At 63.1% G+C, this 20,423-nt stretch carries 20 protein-coding genes; 15 read left to right on the top strand and 5 right to left on the bottom strand.

The window, feature by feature from the left end; all coding sequences use genetic code 11:
- Window positions 1-68: 68 nt before the first annotated feature.
- Window positions 69-956 carry a tRNA glutamyl-Q(34) synthetase GluQRS gene (gene gluQRS / locus CAF70_RS20365; RefSeq protein ID WP_085625813.1) on the bottom strand — a complete coding sequence of 296 codons (888 nt, stop codon included), beginning with the start codon at window positions 954-956 and terminating at the stop codon, window positions 69-71.
- A gap of 64 nt (window positions 957-1,020) precedes the next feature.
- On the bottom strand, window positions 1,021-1,464 hold the full coding sequence (gene dksA, locus CAF70_RS20360) for an RNA polymerase-binding protein DksA (RefSeq protein WP_025340685.1): 444 nt from the start codon (window positions 1,462-1,464) through the stop codon (window positions 1,021-1,023).
- Window positions 1,465-1,674: 210 nt separating this feature from the next.
- Between dksA and CAF70_RS20355 the strand changes: the two genes are divergently transcribed.
- Together CAF70_RS20355 and sfsA are read left to right on the top strand one after the other, a co-directional pair.
- Window positions 1,675-2,847 (top strand): pyridoxal phosphate-dependent aminotransferase, encoded by a 1,173-nt coding sequence (locus CAF70_RS20355; RefSeq protein WP_085625676.1) that lies wholly within the window; start codon window positions 1,675-1,677, stop codon window positions 2,845-2,847.
- Window positions 2,847-3,560, top strand: coding sequence for a DNA/RNA nuclease SfsA (gene sfsA / locus CAF70_RS20350; RefSeq protein ID WP_085625675.1), 714 nt, complete (start codon window positions 2,847-2,849; stop codon window positions 3,558-3,560). Before CAF70_RS20355 ends, sfsA begins: the two co-directional genes overlap by 1 nt.
- On the opposite strand, the gene CAF70_RS20345 is transcribed toward sfsA, so the two are convergent.
- Entirely contained in the window at window positions 3,550-3,867 is a 318-nt protein-coding gene (locus CAF70_RS20345) for a Rieske (2Fe-2S) protein (protein ID WP_085625674.1), read from the bottom strand. The two genes, sfsA and CAF70_RS20345, sit on opposite strands and share 11 nt — an antisense overlap.
- A 148-nt stretch (window positions 3,868-4,015) precedes the next feature.
- On the opposite strand from CAF70_RS20345, the gene CAF70_RS20340 reads away from it, so the two are divergent.
- Genes CAF70_RS20340 through CAF70_RS20325 form a run of 4 tightly spaced genes read left to right on the top strand, consistent with a single transcriptional unit; the run spans window position 4,016 to window position 7,640 of the window.
- Window positions 4,016-4,900, top strand: a complete 885-nt coding sequence (locus CAF70_RS20340; RefSeq protein WP_085625673.1) for a hemin ABC transporter substrate-binding protein — start codon at window positions 4,016-4,018, stop codon at window positions 4,898-4,900.
- A gap of 50 nt (window positions 4,901-4,950) precedes the next feature.
- Window positions 4,951-5,934 carry an iron ABC transporter permease gene (locus CAF70_RS20335; protein WP_178076411.1) on the top strand — a complete coding sequence of 328 codons (984 nt, stop codon included), beginning with the start codon at window positions 4,951-4,953 and terminating at the stop codon, window positions 5,932-5,934.
- Window positions 5,934-6,701 carry a heme ABC transporter ATP-binding protein gene (locus tag CAF70_RS20330; protein WP_085625671.1) on the top strand — a complete coding sequence of 256 codons (768 nt, stop codon included), beginning with the start codon at window positions 5,934-5,936 and terminating at the stop codon, window positions 6,699-6,701. The genes CAF70_RS20335 and CAF70_RS20330 overlap by 1 nt, the downstream gene beginning before the upstream one ends.
- Before the next feature lie 57 nt (window positions 6,702-6,758).
- A complete protein-coding gene (locus tag CAF70_RS20325) occupies window positions 6,759-7,640 on the top strand; it encodes a ChaN family lipoprotein (RefSeq protein WP_085625812.1) in 882 nt (293 codons plus the stop codon).
- A 182-nt stretch (window positions 7,641-7,822) separates the two neighbouring features.
- Here the strand turns inward: CAF70_RS20325 and CAF70_RS20320 are convergent, their stop codons facing one another.
- Both CAF70_RS20320 and CAF70_RS20315 read right to left on the bottom strand, forming a co-directional pair.
- Window positions 7,823-8,095: a TfoX/Sxy family protein gene (locus CAF70_RS20320; RefSeq protein ID WP_085625670.1), complete on the bottom strand. Its 273-nt coding sequence runs from the start codon at window positions 8,093-8,095 to the stop codon at window positions 7,823-7,825.
- A 240-nt stretch (window positions 8,096-8,335) separates the two neighbouring features.
- Window positions 8,336-9,898, bottom strand: coding sequence for a bifunctional aminoglycoside phosphotransferase/ATP-binding protein (locus CAF70_RS20315; protein ID WP_085625669.1), 1,563 nt, complete (start codon window positions 9,896-9,898; stop codon window positions 8,336-8,338).
- Between the two features lie 116 nt (window positions 9,899-10,014).
- Between CAF70_RS20315 and mrcB the strand changes: the two genes are divergently transcribed.
- The 9 genes from mrcB (at window position 10,015) to msrQ (ending at window position 19,891) form a co-directional block, all read left to right on the top strand.
- Entirely contained in the window at window positions 10,015-12,336 is a 2,322-nt protein-coding gene (gene mrcB, locus CAF70_RS20310) for a penicillin-binding protein 1B (RefSeq protein WP_085625668.1), read from the top strand.
- 15 nt (window positions 12,337-12,351) lie between these two features.
- The gene (locus CAF70_RS20305) at window positions 12,352-13,155 is read left to right on the top strand and encodes a M48 family metallopeptidase (RefSeq protein WP_085625667.1); all 804 of its coding nucleotides are present in this window, start codon (window positions 12,352-12,354) and stop codon (window positions 13,153-13,155) included.
- The gene (locus CAF70_RS20300) at window positions 13,155-13,487 is read left to right on the top strand and encodes a YqcC family protein (RefSeq protein WP_085625666.1); all 333 of its coding nucleotides are present in this window, start codon (window positions 13,155-13,157) and stop codon (window positions 13,485-13,487) included. The genes CAF70_RS20305 and CAF70_RS20300 overlap by 1 nt, the downstream gene beginning before the upstream one ends.
- Window positions 13,488-13,895: 408 nt before the next feature.
- Entirely contained in the window at window positions 13,896-15,620 is a 1,725-nt protein-coding gene (locus CAF70_RS20295; protein WP_085625811.1) for an acetolactate synthase 3 large subunit, read from the top strand.
- 1 nt (window position 15,621) lies between these two features.
- Window positions 15,622-16,113 (top strand): acetolactate synthase small subunit, encoded by a 492-nt coding sequence (ilvN, locus tag CAF70_RS20290; RefSeq protein ID WP_003250040.1) that lies wholly within the window; start codon window positions 15,622-15,624, stop codon window positions 16,111-16,113.
- A gap of 55 nt (window positions 16,114-16,168) precedes the next feature.
- On the top strand, window positions 16,169-17,185 hold the full coding sequence (gene ilvC / locus CAF70_RS20285) for a ketol-acid reductoisomerase (RefSeq protein ID WP_054885606.1): 1,017 nt from the start codon (window positions 16,169-16,171) through the stop codon (window positions 17,183-17,185).
- Window positions 17,186-17,335: 150 nt separating this feature from the next.
- On the top strand, window positions 17,336-18,187 hold the full coding sequence (gene pssA / locus CAF70_RS20280) for a CDP-diacylglycerol--serine O-phosphatidyltransferase (protein WP_003250045.1): 852 nt from the start codon (window positions 17,336-17,338) through the stop codon (window positions 18,185-18,187).
- A 79-nt stretch (window positions 18,188-18,266) separates the two neighbouring features.
- A complete protein-coding gene (gene msrP / locus CAF70_RS20275) occupies window positions 18,267-19,280 on the top strand; it encodes a protein-methionine-sulfoxide reductase catalytic subunit MsrP (protein WP_085625665.1) in 1,014 nt (337 codons plus the stop codon).
- Window positions 19,280-19,891 (top strand): protein-methionine-sulfoxide reductase heme-binding subunit MsrQ, encoded by a 612-nt coding sequence (gene msrQ, locus CAF70_RS20270; RefSeq protein WP_085625664.1) that lies wholly within the window; start codon window positions 19,280-19,282, stop codon window positions 19,889-19,891. The genes msrP and msrQ overlap by 1 nt, the downstream gene beginning before the upstream one ends.
- The last annotated feature ends 532 nt before the right edge of the window (window positions 19,892-20,423 follow it).

Here is a 20,423-nt window from a genome sequence, read left to right as displayed (position 1 = left end):
ACCACAAATCTTGAAGGTGGTGTAGTTCCTGTGGGAGCGGGCGTGCCCGCGAAGAGGCCGGTAATGCCTCAGCGCAAATCAGCCTCTGGCACCGTGGTCCGCTGCGCAATCGCCTCTGGCTTCCACTGTTTGCGGGCCACTGCCAGCACTTCGGCCGGTGTCGCCAGCAATAGCTCGGGGTCGGTCTCCTGCCCCAGCGCCCGCAATGCCCGCAGCAACAGCGGCGTCGCCTGGTCCGCCTGCAGCGGCGGCGAGCGGTACGATTTGCCCAGCTTGTGCCCGTCCGGCTGCACGATCAGCGGAATATGCAGGTAACGCGGCTCAGAGAAGCCCAGCAGCTCTTGCAGGTACAGCTGGCGCGGGGTGTTGTCGAGCAGGTCGGCGCCCCGCACGATATCGGTAACACCTTGCCAGGCATCGTCCAGCACCACTGCCAGCTGGTAGGCATAAAGCCCGTCGCGGCGCTGGATGACGAAATCGCCCACCTCACGACCCAGGTGTTGCTGGAAATCGCCCTGCACCCGGTCGCTAAAGCGGTAGATCAGCTCCGGCACCCGCAGGCGGATCGCCGCACCTTCACGCGCATGCCCGGCATTGCGGCAAAGGCCCGGGTAGATGCCGTTGTAACCCTCAAGCTGCTTGCGCGAGCAGGTGCAGGCGTAGGCCAGGCCCATGTTGAACAGGCGGTCGACCACTGTGGCATAGGCATCGTGCCGCTGGCTCTGGAACACCACTTCACCGTCCCACTCCAGGCCGTAGCGCTCCAGGGTCTGCAGGATCGCATCGCGAGCACCGGGCATTTCCCGAGGCGGATCGGTGTCTTCCATGCGCAGCAGCCAGCGGCCGTTCACGGCGCGGGCATCGAGCCAGGAGGCGAGGGCGGCGACCAGCGAGCCGAAGTGCAGGAAGCCGCTGGGGGTGGGGGCGAAACGCCCGATGTAGCTTGAGTCGGTCATGTTCAGGCTGGGCATATAAATGAAACGGGGCGCATGATGCGCCCCGTTCTGGTGGAAAGAAAGATCAGCCTTTGCCGACCGTCTTTTCCTTTTTCTCGGCGATTTCCTTGCAGTCGAAGCACAGGTCGGCGGTAGGGCGGGCCTCCAGGCGACGCAGGCCGATCTCGATGCCGCACGATTCGCACCAGCCGTACTCGTCAGCCTTGATCTTGTCGAGGGTCTTGTCGATTTTCTTGATCAGCTTGCGCTCGCGATCGCGGTTGCGCAGCTCAAGGGCGAATTCTTCTTCCTGGCTGGCGCGGTCGGCCGGGTCGGGGAAGTTGGCTGCCTCGTCCTTCATGTGGTCCACAGTGCGGTCGACACTGTTCATCAGCTCTTGTTTCCAGGCGCCGAGAAGCTTGGTGAAGTGCTTTTTCATGGGCTCGCCCATGTACTCTTCACCTTTGGTTTCTACGTAGGGCTCGACACCGTACATGGTCTGGGCTTTTTGCTTTTCTACGGTGGACATGAATAGACCGCCTCTCACTCATCTGATCCAATGCGCAGGCTGCTCCATCTCCGGCACCCGCCGGCCCTGCGACTGCGAGCCGCCGAACTTACCAGATAGATCGGGGGTGCGCTACCCCGCCCGATCTCGGTAATTGACAGCGGCGCGAGCCGCACGTTCGGTGGCGTGCAGAGGTAGAATCTCCAGTTTAGACCCAATTGAGAGAAGGTCATGGCCCACCCCTACAGTGCGCGCAGCCGCGCCATCGAACCCTTCCACGTCATGGCGCTGCTGGCCCGGGCCAACGAGTTGCAGGCGGCCGGACACGACGTGATCCATCTGGAAATCGGCGAGCCGGACTTCACCACGGCCGCGCCCATCGTTGCTGCCGGCCAGGCGGCACTGGCCGCCGGGCATACCCGCTACACCGCTGCACGCGGCCTGCCGGCGTTGCGCGAAGCCATTGCCGGTTTCTACGGCCAGCGTTACGGCCTGAGTGTCGACCCAGAGCGCATTCTCATCACCCCGGGTGGCTCCGGTGCGCTGCTGCTGGCCAGCAGCCTGCTGGTCGACCCTGGCAAGCACTGGCTGCTGGCCGACCCGGGCTACCCGTGCAACCGCCACTTCCTGCGCCTGGTCGAGGGCGGGGCGCAGCTGGTGCCGGTGGGCCCGGAGGTGAATTACCAGCTGACCGCCGACCTTGTCGACCGCTACTGGGACAAGGACACGGTCGGTGCCCTGGTCGCCTCGCCAGCCAACCCGACTGGCACCGTGCTGGGGCGTGACGAGCTGGCCGGCCTGTCCCGCGCCACCCGCGAGCGGCATGGCCACCTGGTGGTGGACGAGATCTACCACGGGCTGACGTATGGCATGGACGCACCCAGCGTGCTGGAAGTGGACGACTCGGCCTTCGTCCTGAATAGTTTTTCCAAGTATTTCGGCATGACCGGTTGGCGCCTTGGCTGGTTGGTGGCGCCACCTGGTGCGGTGGCCGACCTTGAGAAGCTGGCACAGAACCTGTACATCAGCGCGCCAAGCATGGCCCAGCATGCCGCGCTGGCGTGTTTCCAACCCGAGACCCTGGCCATTTTCGAGGAGCGCCGCGCCGAGTTCGCCCGCCGCCGCGACTACCTGTTGCCCGCCCTGCGCGAACTGGGCTTCCGCATTGCCGTCGAACCGCAGGGGGCGTTCTACCTGTATGCCGACATCAGTGCCTTTGGCGGTGACGCCTTCGCCTTCTGCCGACACTTCCTGGAGACCGAATACCTGGCTTTCACCCCGGGCCTGGACTTCGGCCGCCATCTGGCCGGGCACCATGTGCGCTTTGCCTACACCCAGAGCCTGCCGCGCCTGGAAGAAGCGGTGCAGCGCATTGCCCGCGGCCTGCGGAGCTGGCAAGGCTGATGCAGTTCTTTCCCGCACTTGAACAGGGCCGCCTGCTGCGCCGCTACAAACGCTTTCTGGCGGATATCGAGCTGCCTGGCGGCGAACAACTAACCATTCACTGCCCGAACACCGGCTCCATGCTCAACTGCATGCGTGAAGGCGGGCAGGTGTGGTTCAGCCGCTCCAGCGACCCCAAGCGCAAGCTTCCGGGCACCTGGGAAATCAGCGAAACCCCGCAAGGGCGGCTGGCCTGCGTGAATACCGGGCGGGCCAATACACTGGTCGAAGAGGCCCTGCGTGCCGGTATCATCGCCGAACTTGCCGGCTTCAGCGCGCTAAGGCGGGAAGTGGCCTACGGCGAGGAAGGCAGCCGCATCGACTTTCGCCTGGAGTTCGGTGCTGCCCCGGCCTATGTCGAGGTCAAGAGCGTGACGCTGGGCTACCCCGACAGCACGGTCGCGGCCTTCCCTGATGCGGTGACCCAGCGCGGTGCCAAGCACCTGCGCGAATTGGCGAAGCTGGCCAGGCAAGGCGTGCGGGCGGTGCAGTTGTATTGCGTGAACCTGACCGGTATCGACGCGGTGCGCCCGGCCGAGGAGATCGATGCGGTCTATGCCCAGGCCCTGCGCGCGGCGGTGGCGGAGGGGGTGGAGGTGCTGGCCTACGGCACACGCCTGGATGCCGAAGGCATCGTCATCGACCGCCGCCTGCCGGTGCTGCTTACCCCTTGAACCAGATGCCCTGGCTGTCTTCGTGGCAGCCCAGGGCCTGCAGTTGCTCGCCCTCGCACGGCCCGGCCACGCATTCGCCACTTTCGATCAGGAACAGCGCGCCATGATGGGCGCAGTGGATCAGGCTGGCGCTGTCATCGAGAAACGCATCTTCCGCCCAGTTCAGCGGGATGCCACGGTGCGGGCAACGGTTGCTGTAGAGGTACACCTGGCCCTGGCGGCGCACGCCGAACAGTTCGATGCCGTCTACGCTGAAGGCGCGGCTTTGGCCTTCGGCCAGGTCGCGGGAAGTACAAAGGAAGTGCATGGCAAGGACGACTCGTTAAACACGTGGTGGCTTGACGCTTCAATGCGAATAATTATCAAATTGCCCGCATTCGCTGCGCCCGGCTGCTTATGGTGCGCAGTTCCGTCGCCCGCCACAAGGCGCGCGGCCCGCCAGCAGAAGGAACCCGATGATGCGCCGTCCTGTCGCCTTGCTTGCCCTGTGCGCAAGCCTTGTGTTCTCCAGCCAGGCCTTGGCGGCCGAAACGCCGCAGCGTTGGGTCAGCGCGGGTGGCGCACTGAGCGAATGGATCAGCGCGTTGGGCGGTGAAGCGCGACTGGTGGGGGTGGACACTACCAGCCAGCACCCGTCATCACTGAAGTCACTGCCCAGCGTCGGCTACCAGCGGCAGCTGTCGGCGGAAGGCGTTCTCAGCCTGCGCCCGGATGTGCTGGTGGGCACCGAGGAAATGGGCCCGCCACCGGTACTGGCACAGATCCGCAAGGCTGGCGTGCGGGTCGAGCTGTTCTCCAGCAAGGCCGAGTTGGCGGCGGTGGATGAAAACCTCAAGCATCTGGGGCAATTGCTGGGCGCAGAACAGCAGGCTGCAACGTTGGTGTCGGGCTACCACCAGCAGCTTGATGCCTTGCAGGCCAAGGTCAGGCAGGCCCAGGCCGGGCAAAAGGCGCCAAGGGTGTTGCTGTTGGTCGGGCATGCCGGGGCCAAGCCGCTGATCGCCGGGCAGGGCACCGCCGGTGATTGGCTGCTGAGCCAGGCAGGCGGGCGCAACCTGGCGGCACATCAGGGCTACAAGAATTTCTCCAGCGAAGCACTGGCGGCGCTGGATCCGGATGTGATCGTGTTTTCCGACCGGGCACTGGCCGATGAGCAGGCCTTGCAGGCATTGCTGAAAGAAAACCCCGCGCTGGCGGCCTCCCGCGCCGTGCGCGAGCAGCGCCTGGTATCGCTTGACCCGACACTGCTGGTCGGCGGGCTCGGGCCACGCCTGCCGGCAACCCTGCATTCGCTGGCAGCTACCTTCTACCCGGCGGCCAAGGCCAGCCTCGCCCAATGAAGCCGCGGGTCCAGCCACGCACGCTGTTCATTTGCCTGAGCCTGTTGTGCCTGTTGGCGGTGTGGTTGTCATTGGCTCTGGGGCCCGTCAGCCTGCCGCTGTTCGATACCCTGCGGGCCGGCCTGCGCCTGCTGGGGCTCCCCATTGCGGCTGATGGTTTGCAGCAGGCCGAGATGATCCTCGGCCAGATCCGCCTGCCGCGCACCTTGCTGGGGCTGGCGGTGGGCGCGGTGCTGGCATTGTCCGGTGTGGCCATGCAGGGGCTGTTCCGTAACCCGCTGGCCGACCCCGGGCTGGTAGGGGTGGCGGCCGGGGCGGCGGTGGGCGCGGCAGTGGCCATCGTTGGCGGCAGTTGGCTGGGCGGTTTGCCGGAGGTGCTTGCCCCGTACCTGTTGTCGCTGTGTGCTTTCTTCGGCGGGCTGGGCGTGACTGCGCTGGTTTATCGCCTGGGCCGGCGCGATGGCCAGACCAACGTCGCCACGATGCTGCTGGCCGGTGTGGCCATGACCGCGCTGGGCGGTGCCGTCGTGGGGCTGTTCTCCTACCTGGCCGACGACGCCACCCTGCGCACGCTGACCTTCTGGAACCTGGGCAGCCTCAATGGTGCCAGTTACCAGCGGCTGTGGCCGTTGCTGCTGGTGGCCGCGGGCGTGGCAGTATGGCTGCCACGTCGGGCTATGGCCTTGAATGCCATGCTGCTGGGTGAGTCGGAGGCCCGCCACCTGGGCATTGACGTGGAGCGACTCAAGCGCGAGCTGGTGTTCTGCACGGCGCTGGGCGTTGGAGCGGCGGTCGCGGCAGCCGGGCTGATCGGCTTCATCGGCCTGGTGGTGCCGCACCTGGTGCGCCTGTTGGCCGGGCCTGATCACCGTGTGGTGCTGCCCGCTTCGCTGTTGGCCGGCGGCGTGCTGATGCTGTTCGCCGATTTGGCGGCGCGGCTGCTGCTGGCGCCTGCCGAGCTGCCGATTGGCATCGTCACGGCCTTTATCGGTGCACCGTTCTTCCTGTTCCTGCTGATACGAGGACGCAGCTGATGTTGCAAGCAGAGGGCCTGTACTTGCAGCGGGGCAGCAACGAAGTGCTGCATGACATTCATCTGCAACTGAGCCCGGGGCAGGTGGTAGGCGTGCTCGGCCCCAACGGTGCCGGCAAGAGCAGCCTGCTGGGTGTGTTGTGTGGTGAGCTGGCGCCTGATCGGGGGCGGGTGACGCTGCAGGGTCGGGCACTGGCCGACTGGGCCGGGCAGGAACGGGCCAGGCGCCTGGCGGTGCTGCCGCAGGTGTCCAGCCTGGGGTTCCCGTTCCGGGTCGAGGAGGTGGTGAGCATGGGGCGCATGCCCCACGGCACTGGGCAGCGGCGCGATGCGGAGATCGTCGAAGCGGCCTTGCGGGCGGCGGATGCCTGGCACCTGGTGGCGCGCAGTTACCTGGCGTTGTCTGGCGGCGAGCGGCAACGGGTGCACCTGGCTCGGGTGCTGGCGCAGCTGTGGCCGGGCGAAGCGGGTACCACGCTGCTGCTCGACGAGCCAACCTCGATGCTCGACCCGTTGCACCAGCACACCACCCTGGAGGCCGTGCGCCGTTTTGCCGAGCGTGGCGCCGCAGTGTTGGTGATCCTGCATGACCTGAACCTGGCGGCGCGCTACTGTGACCGTATCCTGCTGCTGGAACAGGGGCGCTGCCATGCCTTTGCAGCACCCGAAGCAGCGCTGACGCCGGCGGCGTTGAAGGCGGTATACGGGATCGACGTACTGGTACAGGCGCACCCGGAGCGCGGGCATCCGCTGATCATCACCCGCTGACGCTGGCGCGATCTTTGTAGGAGCGGCCTGTGCAGGCCATGAATGGAGGTACTGCCCATGCGTCATCCGCTGCTGTCCGCCTTCTCGCTGTGCCTGATGCTGGTACTGGGTGGCTGCCAGGCCAGCCTGCCGCCGCTGCCCGCCTGGCAGAGCAGTGAGGGGCGCAGCCATGCCGAGCTGGGGCAGATCGTCGATCTTGCCAATGGTCAGCTGATCAGCCCTGAGCAACTGGTGCAGCACCTGTCTGCCGCCCGCCGGGTGCTGGTCGGCGAGAAACACGACAACCCCGACCATCACGCACTGCAGCTGTGGCTGCTGCGCGCCCTGCAAGGCCAACGTGAACAGGGCAGCCTGCTGTTGGAAATGCTGCAGCCCGAGCAGCAGCCGCTGCTGGACAAGCTTGCGGGGCAACCTTTGCCGACAGACCTGCCCAAAGCCCTGGCCTGGCAGGAAGGCTGGGATTGGCAGTTGTACGGGCCCATCGTGGCTGAGGCCTTGCGGCAGCGGGTGCCTTTGCTGGCCGCCAACCTCTCACCCGACGAGATGCGCCAGGCCTATCGCCAGCCGGCTTCGTTGCCAGGCGACCGGTCCAATGCGCCGGCGGTCAAGGCCGCCTTGCTGGAGCAGGTGCGTGCCGGGCATTGCGGGATGCTGCCGGAAAGCCAGTTGCCGGCGATGCTGGCCGTGCAACAGCGGCGCGACCGGCGCATGGCCGAGCGCTTGCTGGCGGCGCCGCAGCCGGCACTACTGCTGGCCGGGGCTTATCACGTGCGCAAGGACCTGGGTGTGCCATTGCACCTTGCTGATCTGCGGGCAGGGGGGGAGAGCAAGGTATTGCTGCTGGCCGAGGTGGGTGAGCAGATCAAGGTGGGCGAGGCTGACTATGTCTGGTACACGGCAGCGATGCCAGAGCAGGACTATTGCGCGCAACTGCGATGACCGGGCGGCGAAAGAAAAAAAGACCCGGCAGATTGCCGGGTCAATAACCGTGATTAGCCTGATGAGGAGATAATCTGAGAGTCCGAACCAGGGGCTCTTAGCTTATCCAACCAGTCTCGCGACCAGTTGTGGTAATCATAACGATTCTCATTACGGAGTCAATCCCTTTCCCGTGACTATTTCTATTTTTTTTGCGCAGGGCTTTTCGCATCCAGTTGTTGGTTGAGCGCTTCTTTGCGCTCGAGCGGCAAATCGTTCCAGTGCATGTCCAGCAGGGCGCCTTCAATGGCATACAACAGCACCTTAGATGCGCGGAACCCTCGCGTCTTCACCGCCTGGTACGCACCCACCGCGCCCAGGCGGCGCAGATCCGATGCGCTGTGGATGCCGGCTGCATGCAGCCACTGCGCAGAGGTCTTGCCAAGGTTCTTCAGATGCTGCAATTCATCGTTCATCGAGCCTCCTTGCGATGGCTGAACGGGGATTGGGGGATAAATCGCGAGCAGGTCAGAGAGGAGTGTAGCGGGGGTTGGGAAATGCGCGGCCTTTTGCCATGGGGGGCGACGAGATGTCCCTTGTCGGCCTCTTCGCGGGTAAACCCGCTCCCACAAGGTTGTCTGCAAGCCTCACGACTGACGCAGTACCTGTGGGAGCGGGTTCACCCGCGAATAGGCCGGCCCAGGAAAACGCTGACCTTACAGCCCAGGCAAGCGCTGGCGGATCTGCTCGATCACCTGGTCCATGCTACCGGCACTCTGGGTATCGACGCGGGTGCTCTGCACCAGTTCCTCTGTATCCAGCGGCTCACGGCTGGCCTGCTGGGCCTTGACCACTTCCAGGGTGGCATCCGACGGGTCGGTGTTTTCTGCCTGGCGCTGCTCCAGCCAGCTGGCGATGACCGCATCCGGCGCATGGCAGTCGAGGATCAGGAACGGCACCCCGGTCTGGCTGGCGATGTCTGCCGCGGCCTGGCGCTGCTCACGTTTGAGGTAGGTGGCATCCAGCACCACCGGGAAGCCGGCGCGCAGCACGGTCGCCGCCACCTCGTGCAGGCGCTGGTACGTCGCGGCACTGGCATCCTGGTCATAGATGCCGGTACTCAACTGGCCGGCGCTAGCCTGCTGCTGTTCGCCGAACAGGCGTTTGCGCTCCACGTCCGAACGCACGCGGACGGCACCCAGGGCCTCGACCATGCGCATGGCCACGTGGCTTTTGCCCACGGCCGAAACACCGTGGGTGATGGCCAGCAGGCGCGACGGAATGGCGCTGTAGCTTTCTGCCAGGTTGGCATAGTTGCGATAGGTGCGCAGGGTGGTGGCGCGCTGCACGCCATCGGCATCGGCTGGCATGCTGAACAATGCCACCTTGGCCCGCACCAGCGCGCGATAGGCTTTGTAGAAGTTGAGCAGTTCCAGGCCTTCGTAGTCGCCGGTCAGTTCCAGGTACTGGCTGATGAAGCGCCGGGCCAGGCATTTCAGGCCGCGGTCTTCCAGGTCCATGGCCAGGAAGGCGGTATCGGCATACACGTCGGTCAGGCGGAACGGTTCGTTGAACTCGATGCAGTCGAAGATTACCACCTTGCCGTCGATCAGGGTGGCGTTGCCCAGGTGGATATCACCGTGGCATTCACGGATGAAACCACTGGCCTTGCGCTTTTCCAGCAGGCCATGCAGGCGCTCGAAGCTGCTGCGTGCCCAGGCCTGCAGGGCGTCGAGTTGCTGCAGGTCGGCCTTGTCGCTGAGGAACGGACGAATCTGCTCGAAGTTCTGCTCCACTGGTGCCATCACGCTTTCCGGTGTGCCCAGTGGGTGCTCCACCGGTACACGCGGGGCCTGCAGGTGGAACTCGGCGATCTGCCGGGCCATCTGGTCGATGTGCGCGGCGTTCAGTTCGCCGTTGGCCTGCAGGGTGTTGAGCATCTGCCCCTGGGGGAACTGGCGCATCTTCAGCGCGTATTCGATGGCTGGGCCTTCACCCGCGATCTGCGGTGCGTCGACGCTGCCGGTGATCGGCAACACTTCCAGGTACAGGCCGTCGGTCAGGCGCTGGTTCAGGCGCAATTCTTCGTTACAGAAATGCTGGCGCTGGTCCAGGCCGGTGAAGTCGAGGAAACCGAAGTTCATCGGTTTCTTGATCTTGTAGGCATACTCGCCGGTGAGCAGGACCCAGGAGATATGCGTCTCGATGAGCTGGAACCCATCCACGGGGTGAGGGTACAGGGCTGGGTTCTGCAACGCAGTGATAAGGGCTTGGCTCACGGGAAATCCTTCCGGGGGCAGGGAATTCGAATGCGCCATTATGGTCAATGGTGCCGTCCCTGCCTACCGCCTGGGGCGCCTGCCCAGCCTTTATAAAGTGCGTATAATCCGCCGCCATGACCCGAACCCGAAATCCCCGTACCCCTCAGAAACGCCCGACCGGCCGCTCCCGCGCCTGGCTGGGCTGGGCTTTGAAGCTCAGCCTGGTCGGCCTGGTGATCGTCGCCGGCTTCGCGGTTTACCTCGATGCCGTCGTCCAGGAGAAGTTCTCCGGCAAGCGCTGGACCATCCCGGCCAAGGTGTATGCCCGGCCGCTGGAGCTGTTCAGCGGCCAGAAGCTGAGCAAGAACGACTTTCTTACCGAGCTGGACGCGCTCGGCTACCGGCGTGAAAGCGCGGCCAACGGCCCGGGCGCGGCGGCAGTCAACGGCAATACTGTCGAGCTCAATACCCGTGGCTTCCAGTTCTACGAGGGCATGGAGCCCGCGCAGTTCGTGCGCGTGCGCTTCTCCGGCGATTACGTGGCGGGCCTTTCCGGTGCCAACGGCAAAACGCTGGACGTAGTGCGCCTGGAGCCGCTGATGATCGGCGGCATCTACCCGAAAAACCTCGAAGACCGCATTCTGATCAAGATCGACCAGGTGCCGCCGTACCTGCTCGAAACTCTGGTGGCGACGGAAGACCGCGATTTCTACAGCCACTTCGGGGTGTCACCCAAGTCCATCGCCCGGGCGATGTGGGTCAACACCTCGGCAGGTTCCATGCGCCAGGGTGGCAGTACCCTGACCCAGCAGCTGGTGAAGAATTTCTATCTCACCAGCGAGCGCAGCCTCAGCCGCAAGCTGACCGAGGCGATGATGGCCGTGCTGCTGGAGCTGCACTACGACAAGCGTGAGATCCTCGAGGCCTACCTCAACGAGGTGTTCGTTGGTCAGGATGGCCAGCGTGCGGTGCACGGCTTCGGTCTTGCCAGCCAGTTCTTCTTCAGCCAACCGCTGTCGGAGCTGAAACTGCACCAGATCGCCTTGCTGGTGGGGATGGTCAAGGGGCCGTCCTACTACAACCCGCGGCGCTACCCCGATCGCGCCCTGGCCCGTCGCAACCTGGTGCTCGACCTGGTGGCCGAGCAGGGCGTGGCCAGCCAGGCAGAAGTCGATGCCGCGAAGAAAATGCCGCTGGGCGTGACCAAGCGTGGCAGCCTCGCCGACAGCTCGTTCCCGGCGTTCCTCGACCTGGTCAAGCGTCAGCTGCGCCAGGACTACCGCGACGAAGACTTGACCGAAGAAGGCCTGCGCATCTTCACCAGCTTCGACCCGATCCTGCAGATGAAGGCCGAGACCTCGATGAGCGAGACCTTCAAGCGCCTGGCGGGTCGCAAGGGGGCTGACGAGGTGGAGTCGGCGATGGTCGTGACCAACCCGGAAACCGGTGAAGTGCAGGCGCTGATCGGCAGCCGCCAGGCCGGCTTCGCCGGCTTCAACCGCGCCATCGATGCCGTGCGGCCGATCGGTTCGCTGGTCAAGCCGGCGGTATACCTGACTGCGCTGGAGCAACCGAGCAAGTACACCCTGACCAGCTGGGTGCAGGACGAGCCGTTCTCGGTCAAAGGGGCTGATGGCCAGGTCTGGCGCCCGCAAAACTATGACCGCCGCCCGCATGGCACCATCTACCTGTACCAAGGCCTGGCCAACTCCTACAACCTGTCGACTGCCAAGATCGGCCTGGAAGTGGGTGTGCCCAACGTGATCAAGACCATCGGCCGGCTGGGCGTGAATGTTGACTGGCCGGCGTTCCCGGCCATGCTGCTGGGGGCCGGCGGCATGTCGCCGATGCAGGTCGCGACCATGTACCAGACCATCGCCAATGGCGGCTTCAACACCCCGATGCGCGGTATCCGCAGCGTGCTCACCGCTGAGGGCGAGCCGCTCAAGCGCTACCCGTTCCAGATCCAGCAAACCTTCGATCCGGGGGCCATCTACCTGGTGCAGAACGCCATGCAGCGGGTGATGCGCGAGGGCACCGGCCGCTCGGTATACAACACCTTGCCGCGCAACCTTACCCTGGCGGGCAAGACCGGTACCAGTAACGATTCGCGCGACAGCTGGTTCTCCGGGTTCAGCCAGGACCTGCTGGCTGTGGTGTGGATGGGCCGTGACGATAACGGCAAAACGCCATTTACCGGCGCCACCGGGGCCCTGCAGGTGTGGACCAGCTTTATGAACAAAGCCGACCCGCTACCACTGGACATGCCACAACCGGACAACGTGGTGCAGGCCTGGATCGACCCGTACAGTGGCCATGGGTCTGATGGCAGCTGTCCGGGAGCGGTGCAGATGCCGTATATTCGCGGCAGTGAACCGCCCGCCGGCGCGACCTGTGGCGGCGAGCAGGATCCAGTTGAATCGGTCATGGACTGGGTCAAGGGCTGGATGAATTAAGCACAGGCTGCATTGATGAGGTGTGACGTGAACAAGTGGCTGTTTCCTGCCGTGACGGCGCTGGCAGTGCTCCAGGGGTGCGCCAGCGTCCCGCGCGGCAATATTCCGGTGGTCGACTCGAGCACCCGCGTGTCCAACAGCGAACGCGTGACGGCCAACCGCTCTGCGGTAGGCTATAACGCGGGCACCGCGCAGGCGCAAACGCTGCCTGAGGACTCCGGCGTCACCGTGTTGATCCCGCAGGGCGCTGGCGCTTCGGGCATCCAGACGTTCCCGGCGGCCAATGGTGCGGCGCCGATCAGCACCTCGCCGATTACCCCAGGGCCGATCAGCACAGGGCCAGTCAGTTCGGCGCCGATGACCACCAACCCTAACCCGATCGCCGACGAACCCTTCGATATTGCGGCGATGAACAGCGCCTCGCAAAGCACCAGCGCGCCAACCGGTATCCCGCGTAGCAGCGCTGCTGCAGGTGGCCTGTCGGCCGATGAGCAACTGGACGGCCCGGTGCTGGCGCTACTGACCACCGCGAAAACGCAGCAGGGCAGTGGCGACTTCAACGGTGCCGCGTCGAGCCTGGAGCGTGCCCAGCGCATCGCCCCGCGCGAGCCGCAGGTGCTGTACCGCCTGGCCCAGGTGCGCCTGTCGCAAGGTGATGCGCCGCAGGCCGAGCAGCTGGCGCGTCGCGCCCTGACTTACGCTAACGGCCGCCCGAGCCTGCAGGCCGAGCTGTGGAACACCATCGCCCAGGCCCGCGAGAAGCAAGGTGACAGCGCAGGCGCCGCACTGGCCCGGCAAAAGGCCCGGGTCAATTCGTGATGATCGAGCAGCGCATTCTGGATATTGCCGACCACCTGATGCTGATTGAGCGTGAACTGCAGGTGCAAGGCTGGTGGGATGACGAGCCACCAAGCGATGAGGCACTGGCCAGCACGGTGCCTTTCGCGGTCGATACCCTCAGTTTCGAGCAGTGGCTGCAATGGATCTTTCTGCCGCGCATGAAGATCATCATCGAGCTGGGCCACCCGCTGCCCAATGCTTCCGGCATTCTGGTCATGGCCGAAACCGTGTTTACCGACCGGCCGGAGCAAAGTCGTGAGCTACGCCGCCTGTTGGCAGCATTTGACCAATTGATTGCTCCTTCCGCCTGATTTCTTCAGTTTTTCCCTTGAGGGCCGCAGATTGTGGCCCTTTTTTATGGAAATCTTATTAATTCTGCTGCTGAAGCGATTTTTAGTGGTGGCAGGAATTCATCTTCGGGAAAAATTGGCAATAATTTTTCTTGACTTGTTGGCGCCGAATCAGAAGAATCCAATCTCCGCTGTAGAGGGACTGCCAGAAGCAGACCCGCTAAGCAGATCATGAGGCGCACACCCGCGCCGACCTGTTACACCCCGCAACGCGTTACCTCGCGCTGGGTGGGATAACCCCGCAACACTCAGGGGCGCTCCCAATACTTGCTCAGTCAGTGCTGACGTTCGCTCATGCTCTGCTTGGCAGTAAACCTATTAAGACCCGTCCAGTGAGGGCGGTATTCTGGCGTTTTAGAGGTGAACAACGTGGAGCTTTTATCTGGCGCTGAGATGGTCGTCCGCTTCTTGCGTGACGAAGGCGTTAAGCACATCTACGGGTACCCTGGTGGTGCTCTCCTGCATGTTTACGACGCGCTGTTCAAGGAACCGGAAGTCGAGCACATCCTGGTTCGTCATGAGCAGGCGGCTACCCATATGGCGGACGGCTACGCCCGCGCCACCGGCAAGGCCGGCGTGGTGCTGGTAACCTCCGGCCCAGGCGCGACCAATGCCATTACCGGTATTGCCACTGCCTACATGGATTCGATTCCGATGGTCATCCTGTCCGGCCAGGTGCCCAGCACCATGGTGGGCACCGATGCCTTCCAGGAAACCGACATGATCGGTATTTCGCGGCCGATCGTGAAGCACAGCTTCATGATCAAACACGCCAGCGAAATCCCCGAAGTTCTGAAAAAAGCATTCTACCTGGCGCAATCCGGTCGCCCAGGTCCGGTCGTGGTCGACATTCCAAAAGATATGACCAACCCGGCCGAGAAGTTCGAATACGTCTACCCGAAAAAGGTCAAGCTGCGCTCCTACAGCCCGGCAGTACGCGGCCACTCCGGCCAGATCCGCAAGGCGGCCGAGATGCTGCTGGCGGCCAAGCGCCCGATCGTCTACTCCGGTGGCGGCGTGATCCTCGGCGGTGGCTCCGAAGCCCTGACTGAAATCGCCAAGTCGCTGAACCTGCCAGTCACCAATACCCTGATGGGTCTGGGTGGCTTCCCGGGGACCGACCGTCAGTTCCTCGGCATGCTGGGCATGCACGGCAGCTTCACTGCCAACATGGCCATGCACCATGCCGACGTCATCTTCGCCGTCGGTGCCCGCTTTGACGACCGTGTGGTCAACGGCCCAGCCAAGTTCTGCCCGAACGCCAAGATCATCCACATCGACATCGACCCGGCGTCGATCTCCAAGATGATCAAGGCTGACGTGCCAATCGTCGGGCCGGTCGACAGCGTGCTCAGCGAAATGCTCGGCATCCTCAAGGAAATCGGCGAGCAGCCTGACGAGGCGGCGCTGGATGCCTGGTGGAAGCAGATCGACGAATGGCGTGGCGATGGCGAGCTGTTCCCCTACGACAAGGGCGACGGCAATGTCATCAAGCCGCAGAAAGTCATCGAGACCCTGTGCGAAGTGACCAATGGCGATGCCTTCGTCACCTCCGACGTGGGTCAGCACCAGATGTTCGCTGCGCAGTACTACCGCTTCAACAAGCCGAACCGCTGGATCAACTCCGGTGGCCTGGGCACCATGGGCTTCGGCTTCCCGGCGGCGATGGGCGTCAAGCTCAACTTCCCGGACCAGGACGTGGCCTGTGTGACTGGCGAAGGCAGCATCCAGATGAACATCCAGGAGCTGTCCACCTGCATGCAGTACGGCCTGCCGGTGAAGATCGTCAACCTGAACAACGGTGTGCTGGGCATGGTTCGCCAGTGGCAGGACATGGCCTACAACGGTCGTCACTCGCACTCGTACGTCGAGTCGTTGCCTGACTTCATCAAGCTGGCCGAGGCCTATGGCCATGTGGGTATCCGCATCACCAGCCTGAAGGACCTCAAGCCGAAGCTGGAAGAAGCGTTTGCGATGAAGGACCGTCTGGTGTTCATCGACATCGCGGTTGACCGCAGCGAGCACGTCTATCCGATGCAGATCAAGGATGGCTCGATGCGTGACATGTGGCTGAGCAAGACGGAGCGTACCTGATATGCGGCACATCATTTCCCTGCTGCTGGAAAACGAACCCGGTGCTCTGTCCCGTGTGGTCGGCCTGTTCTCCCAGCGTAACTACAACATTGAAAGCCTGACCGTGGCGCCGACCGAAGACCCGACCCTGTCGCGTCTGACGCTGACCACCGTTGGCCATGACGAAGTGATCGAACAGATCACCAAGAACCTGAACAAGCTGGTCGAAGTGGTCAAGCTCGTCGACCTGTCGGAAAGCGCTCACATCGAGCGTGAACTGATGCTGGTCAAGGTCAAGGCCACCGGTGCCCAGCGCGCCGAGATCAAGCGCACCACGGATATCTTCCGCGGCCAGATCGTCGATGTGACCGCCAGCGTGTACACCGTACAGCTGAGCGGCACCAGCGACAAACTGGACAGCTTCATCCAGGCGATCGGCACTGCATCGATTCTCGAAACCGTGCGCAGCGGCGTTACCGGCATTGCCCGTGGCGACAAAGTGCTCAGCATCTAAATTCAAAAATTAGCGATGGCTCCGCAGGGGCCGAGATATAACCAGGGGTATTTTCATGAAAGTTTTCTACGATAAAGACTGCGACCTTTCCATCATCCAGGGTAAGAAAGTCGCCATCATCGGTTACGGTTCCCAGGGCCACGCTCAGGCGTGCAACCTGAAGGACTCCGGTGTAGATGTCACCATCGGTCTGCGTAAAGGTTCGGCCACCGTCGCCAAGGCAGAAGCCCACGGCCTGAAAGTGACCGACGTTGCCTCTGCCGTCGCTGCTGCCGACCTGGTCATGATCCTGACTCCGGACGAGTTCCAGGGCCAGCTGTACAAGCAGGAAATCGAGCCGAACATCAAGAAGGGCGCTACCCTGGCCTTCTCCCACGGTTTCGCGATCCACTACAACCAGGTTGTTCCGCGTGCCGACCTCGACGTGATCATGATCGCGCCGAAAGCCCCGGGCCACACTGTGCGTTCCGAGTTCGTCAAGGGCGGCGGTATCCCTGACCTGATCGCCATCTACCAGGACGCTTCGGGCAATGCCAAGAACGTTGCACTGTCGTACGCTTCGGGCGTAGGCGGCGGCCGTACCGGCATCATCGAAACCACCTTCAAGGACGAAACTGAAACCGACCTGTTCGGTGAGCAGGCCGTTCTGTGCGGCGGTACCGTCGAGCTGGTCAAGGCCGGTTTCGAAACTCTGGTCGAAGCGGGCTACGCGCCGGAAATGGCCTACTTCGAGTGCCTGCACGAGCTGAAGCTGATCGTTGACCTCATGTACGAAGGCGGCATCGCCAACATGAACTACTCGATCTCCAACAACGCCGAGTACGGTGAGTACGTAACCGGTCCAGAAGTCATCAACGAAGAATCCCGCAAGGCCATGCGCAACGCCCTGAAGCGCATCCAGGACGGCGAGTACGCGAAGATGTTCATCTCCGAAGGTGCTACCAACTACCCATCGATGACCGCCAAGCGCCGCAACAACGCCGCTCACGGCATCGAAATCATCGGCGAGCAACTGCGCTCGATGATGCCGTGGATCTCGGCTAACAAAATCGTCGACAAGACCAAGAACTAAGTCTGGTCGAAAGATGAAAAACGCGGCTTCGGCCGCGTTTTTTCGTTCTGACAGTCAGCTTCTGGTATAAAGCAGACCAGTGGCCTGCCGTCAGAACGTGTTTCGCAGGCCCGTGTCGAACATTTTCCATCCTGTTGCAAGGTACCCTCCATGAGCGAACGTCCCGAAGAGCCGAACAAGCCCTCCGACGCCGAAAGCCTGCTACCTGTCGATGAGCACGTTGAAGAAGGGCATGACGCCGAAGGGCGCAAGGTGCGCCACCGTGGCATCTACCTGCTGCCCAACCTGTTTACCACCGCCAACCTGTTTGCCGGTTTCTATTCCATCATCAGCTCGATGAGCGCGCAGAGCGCCCTGAGTGCCGGTGACCCGCGCGAGGCGAGCAAGTACTTTGCCTTCGCTGCCATCGCCATCTTCGTGGCCATGGTGCTCGACGGCCTCGATGGCCGTGTCGCGCGCATGACCAACACCCAGAGCGCCTTTGGTGCCGAGTACGACTCGCTGTCGGACATGGTCGCCTTCGGTGTGGCGCCGGCCTTGCTGGCCTTTGGCTGGGCGCTGGGTGACATGGGCAAGGTCGGCTGGATGGTCGCCTTCATCTACGTGGCCGGTGCAGCACTGCGCCTGGCACGTTTCAATACCCAGGTTGGCACCGCCGACAAGCGCTATTTCATCGGCCTTGCCAGCCCGGCTGCCGCGGGCGTGGTCGCGGGTACCGTGTGGGCATTCAGCGACTACGGCATCCAGGGCTCCAAGCTGTCGTTCCTGGTGGCGCTGCTGGTGGCAGCTGCGGGCATGCTGATGGTCAGCAATATCAAGTACAACAGCTTCAAGGAGCTGGACCTCAAGGGCCGTGTTCCGTTCGTGGCGATCCTGGCCGTGGTGCTGGTGTTTGCCGTGGTGTTCAGCGACCCGCCGCGTATCCTGCTGCTGATCTTCCTCGCCTATGCGGCTTCGGGGCCGATCCAGTTCCTGCTGAAGGCGCGTCGTCGCAAAGCGTGACAATCATTTAATGCTGGAATAACCCGCCGGCTCCATAGTCTTACTGGTACATCCGTTATCCAGTGCTGTGGAGCCGCTCATGCTCATCAAGCTACCCAGGTCTTCCGAATGCAAGGCGTCGGAGATCACCCCCGAAGGCATCTACCTTTCCCGTCGTACCCTGCTGGGTGGCTCGTTGTCCGGCCTGGCCTTGGGTGCCTTGCCGAGCATGTCGCGCGCAGATGAAGCCAGCCGCTACGCCGATGTCGAGGCGGGCAGGGCGCCTGGCTGGTTCAGTGAAAAGCTCGCGGCCACCCGATGGCAGGCAGTAACGGTCAAGGGAGAGTCAATTACGCCGTTCAAGGATGCCTCTCACTACAACAACTTCTACGAGTTCGGGCCCGACAAGGGCGACCCGGCGGCCAATGGCGACAGCCTGAAAACCGAACCGTGGAGCGTTGTAGTCGATGGCGAAGTAGGTAAGCCCGGGCGCTATGCACTGGAAGATTTCGTCAAGCCGTATCAGCTTGAGGAGCGCATCTACCGGCTGCGTTGCGTCGAGGCGTGGTCGATGGTCATTCCGTGGCTGGGCTTCCCGTTGGCGCAGGTGCTCGAGCAGGTCGAGCCGACTTCCAGGGCACGCTACGTGCGTTTCGAAACCCTGAAAGACCCGGAGCACATGCCGGGGCAGCGTTCGGGATTCGCCTTGATCGACTGGCCTTATAGAGAAGGCTTGCGTCTGGATGAGGCGATGCATCCTTTGGCGATCCTGGCGGTCGGCATGTATGGCCGGGAGCTGCCCAGCCAGAATGGCGCGCCGTTGCGGCTGGTGGTGCCGTGGAAGTATGGCTTCAAGAGCATCAAGTCGATCGTGCGTATCAGCCTGGTGGCCGAGCAACCGGGCACCACCTGGGAAGGGCTGGCGCCGGATGAATATGGGTTCTATGCCAATGTGAACCCTACGGTCGACCATCCCCGTTGGAGCCAGGCCCGCGAACGGCGGCTGCCCAGCGGGCTGTTCAGCCCCAATGTGCGGGAAACCCAGATGTTCAATGGCTATGCCGATGAAGTGGCGTCGCTGTATACCGGGCTCGATCTGCGGAAGAACTACTGATGCGTTACCCCTGGTTGCGTCTGGCCATCTTCGCCGTCGGCAGCGTGTTCCCGGTGTGGTGGTTGTATGAGGCGGCGATGAATCTGCTGGGGCCTGATCCCGGGAAGATCATGATGGATCGCCTTGGGCTCGGGGCGCTGACCTTCCTGCTGGTTACCTTGAGCATGACGCCGCTGCAGAAGCTGACGGGGTGGTCGGGCTGGATCGTGGTGCGCCGGCAGCTGGGGTTGTGGGTGTTTGCCTATATCGTGCTGCACATCCTGGCTTATCTGTTCTTTATCCTTGGGCTGGATTGGGGGCAGTTGGCGGTGGAGTTGCGCAAGCGGCCCTACATTATTGTGGGTGCGCTTGGGTTTCTTGGGTTGCTAGCGTTGGCGGTTACCTCGAATCGGTATAGCCAGCGGCGGTTGGGGGCGCGTTGGAAGAAGCTGCACAGGTTGGTGTACGGGGTGCTTGGGTTGGGGTTGCTGCATTTTTTGTGGATCGTGCGCTCGGATCTGCGGGAGTGGGCGATTTATGCGGTTATTGGGGTTGTGCTGATGGTGTTGAGGGTTCCTGCTGTTGCTCGGGCTCTTCCTCGGATTGCTCGGAGGCAGGGGAGGGCGGTTTGAGTGCGGGGTTGGGCTGCTGGGGCCTGTCTTGGGATGGCATTGTCTTTAAGAGGTGTCCGCTTTGGGTTCTCTGGCGCCTACAAGATCGAGCGCCGCCCGCGCGGCGCATCGCCGGCAAGCCGGCTCCCACATCTGTTTCGGGCCAGTCTCTCCTGTGATTTCACCGCTGCCCGCCTTGTTTGTTCCCTTCGATATTGAAGGTGTCGCCTGTGCTTTTCTGCGATTTCCAGCCATGCGCCCAGGGTGCGAGTGCGGAGGAGGCAGGAGTAACTGGCCCGAAACAGATGTGGGAGCCGGCTTGCCGGCGATGCGCCGCGCGGGCGGCGCTCGATCTCATAGGCGCAGAAGGTGTCGTGGCGAACACCTGGCGGCCTTGATAAGGTCTTCGCCTGGAATATTTCAAATAAATGAAATTAACCCTTGACCCCCTTCTGAATCCCCTTATAATGCGCCCCACTTCCAGCGACGCCGGAACGACAAACTCCTTGAGATTCAATGAGTTAGATAGTCAAGGCGAAGTTGTAAGGGCTAC

This window comes from Pseudomonas sp. B19(2017), from assembly GCF_002113165.1.
Classification (GTDB): domain Bacteria; phylum Pseudomonadota; class Gammaproteobacteria; order Pseudomonadales; family Pseudomonadaceae; genus Aquipseudomonas.
The sequence above is the reverse complement of the archived record's forward strand: the minus strand, read 5'-3'. Positions and strand labels throughout refer to the sequence as shown.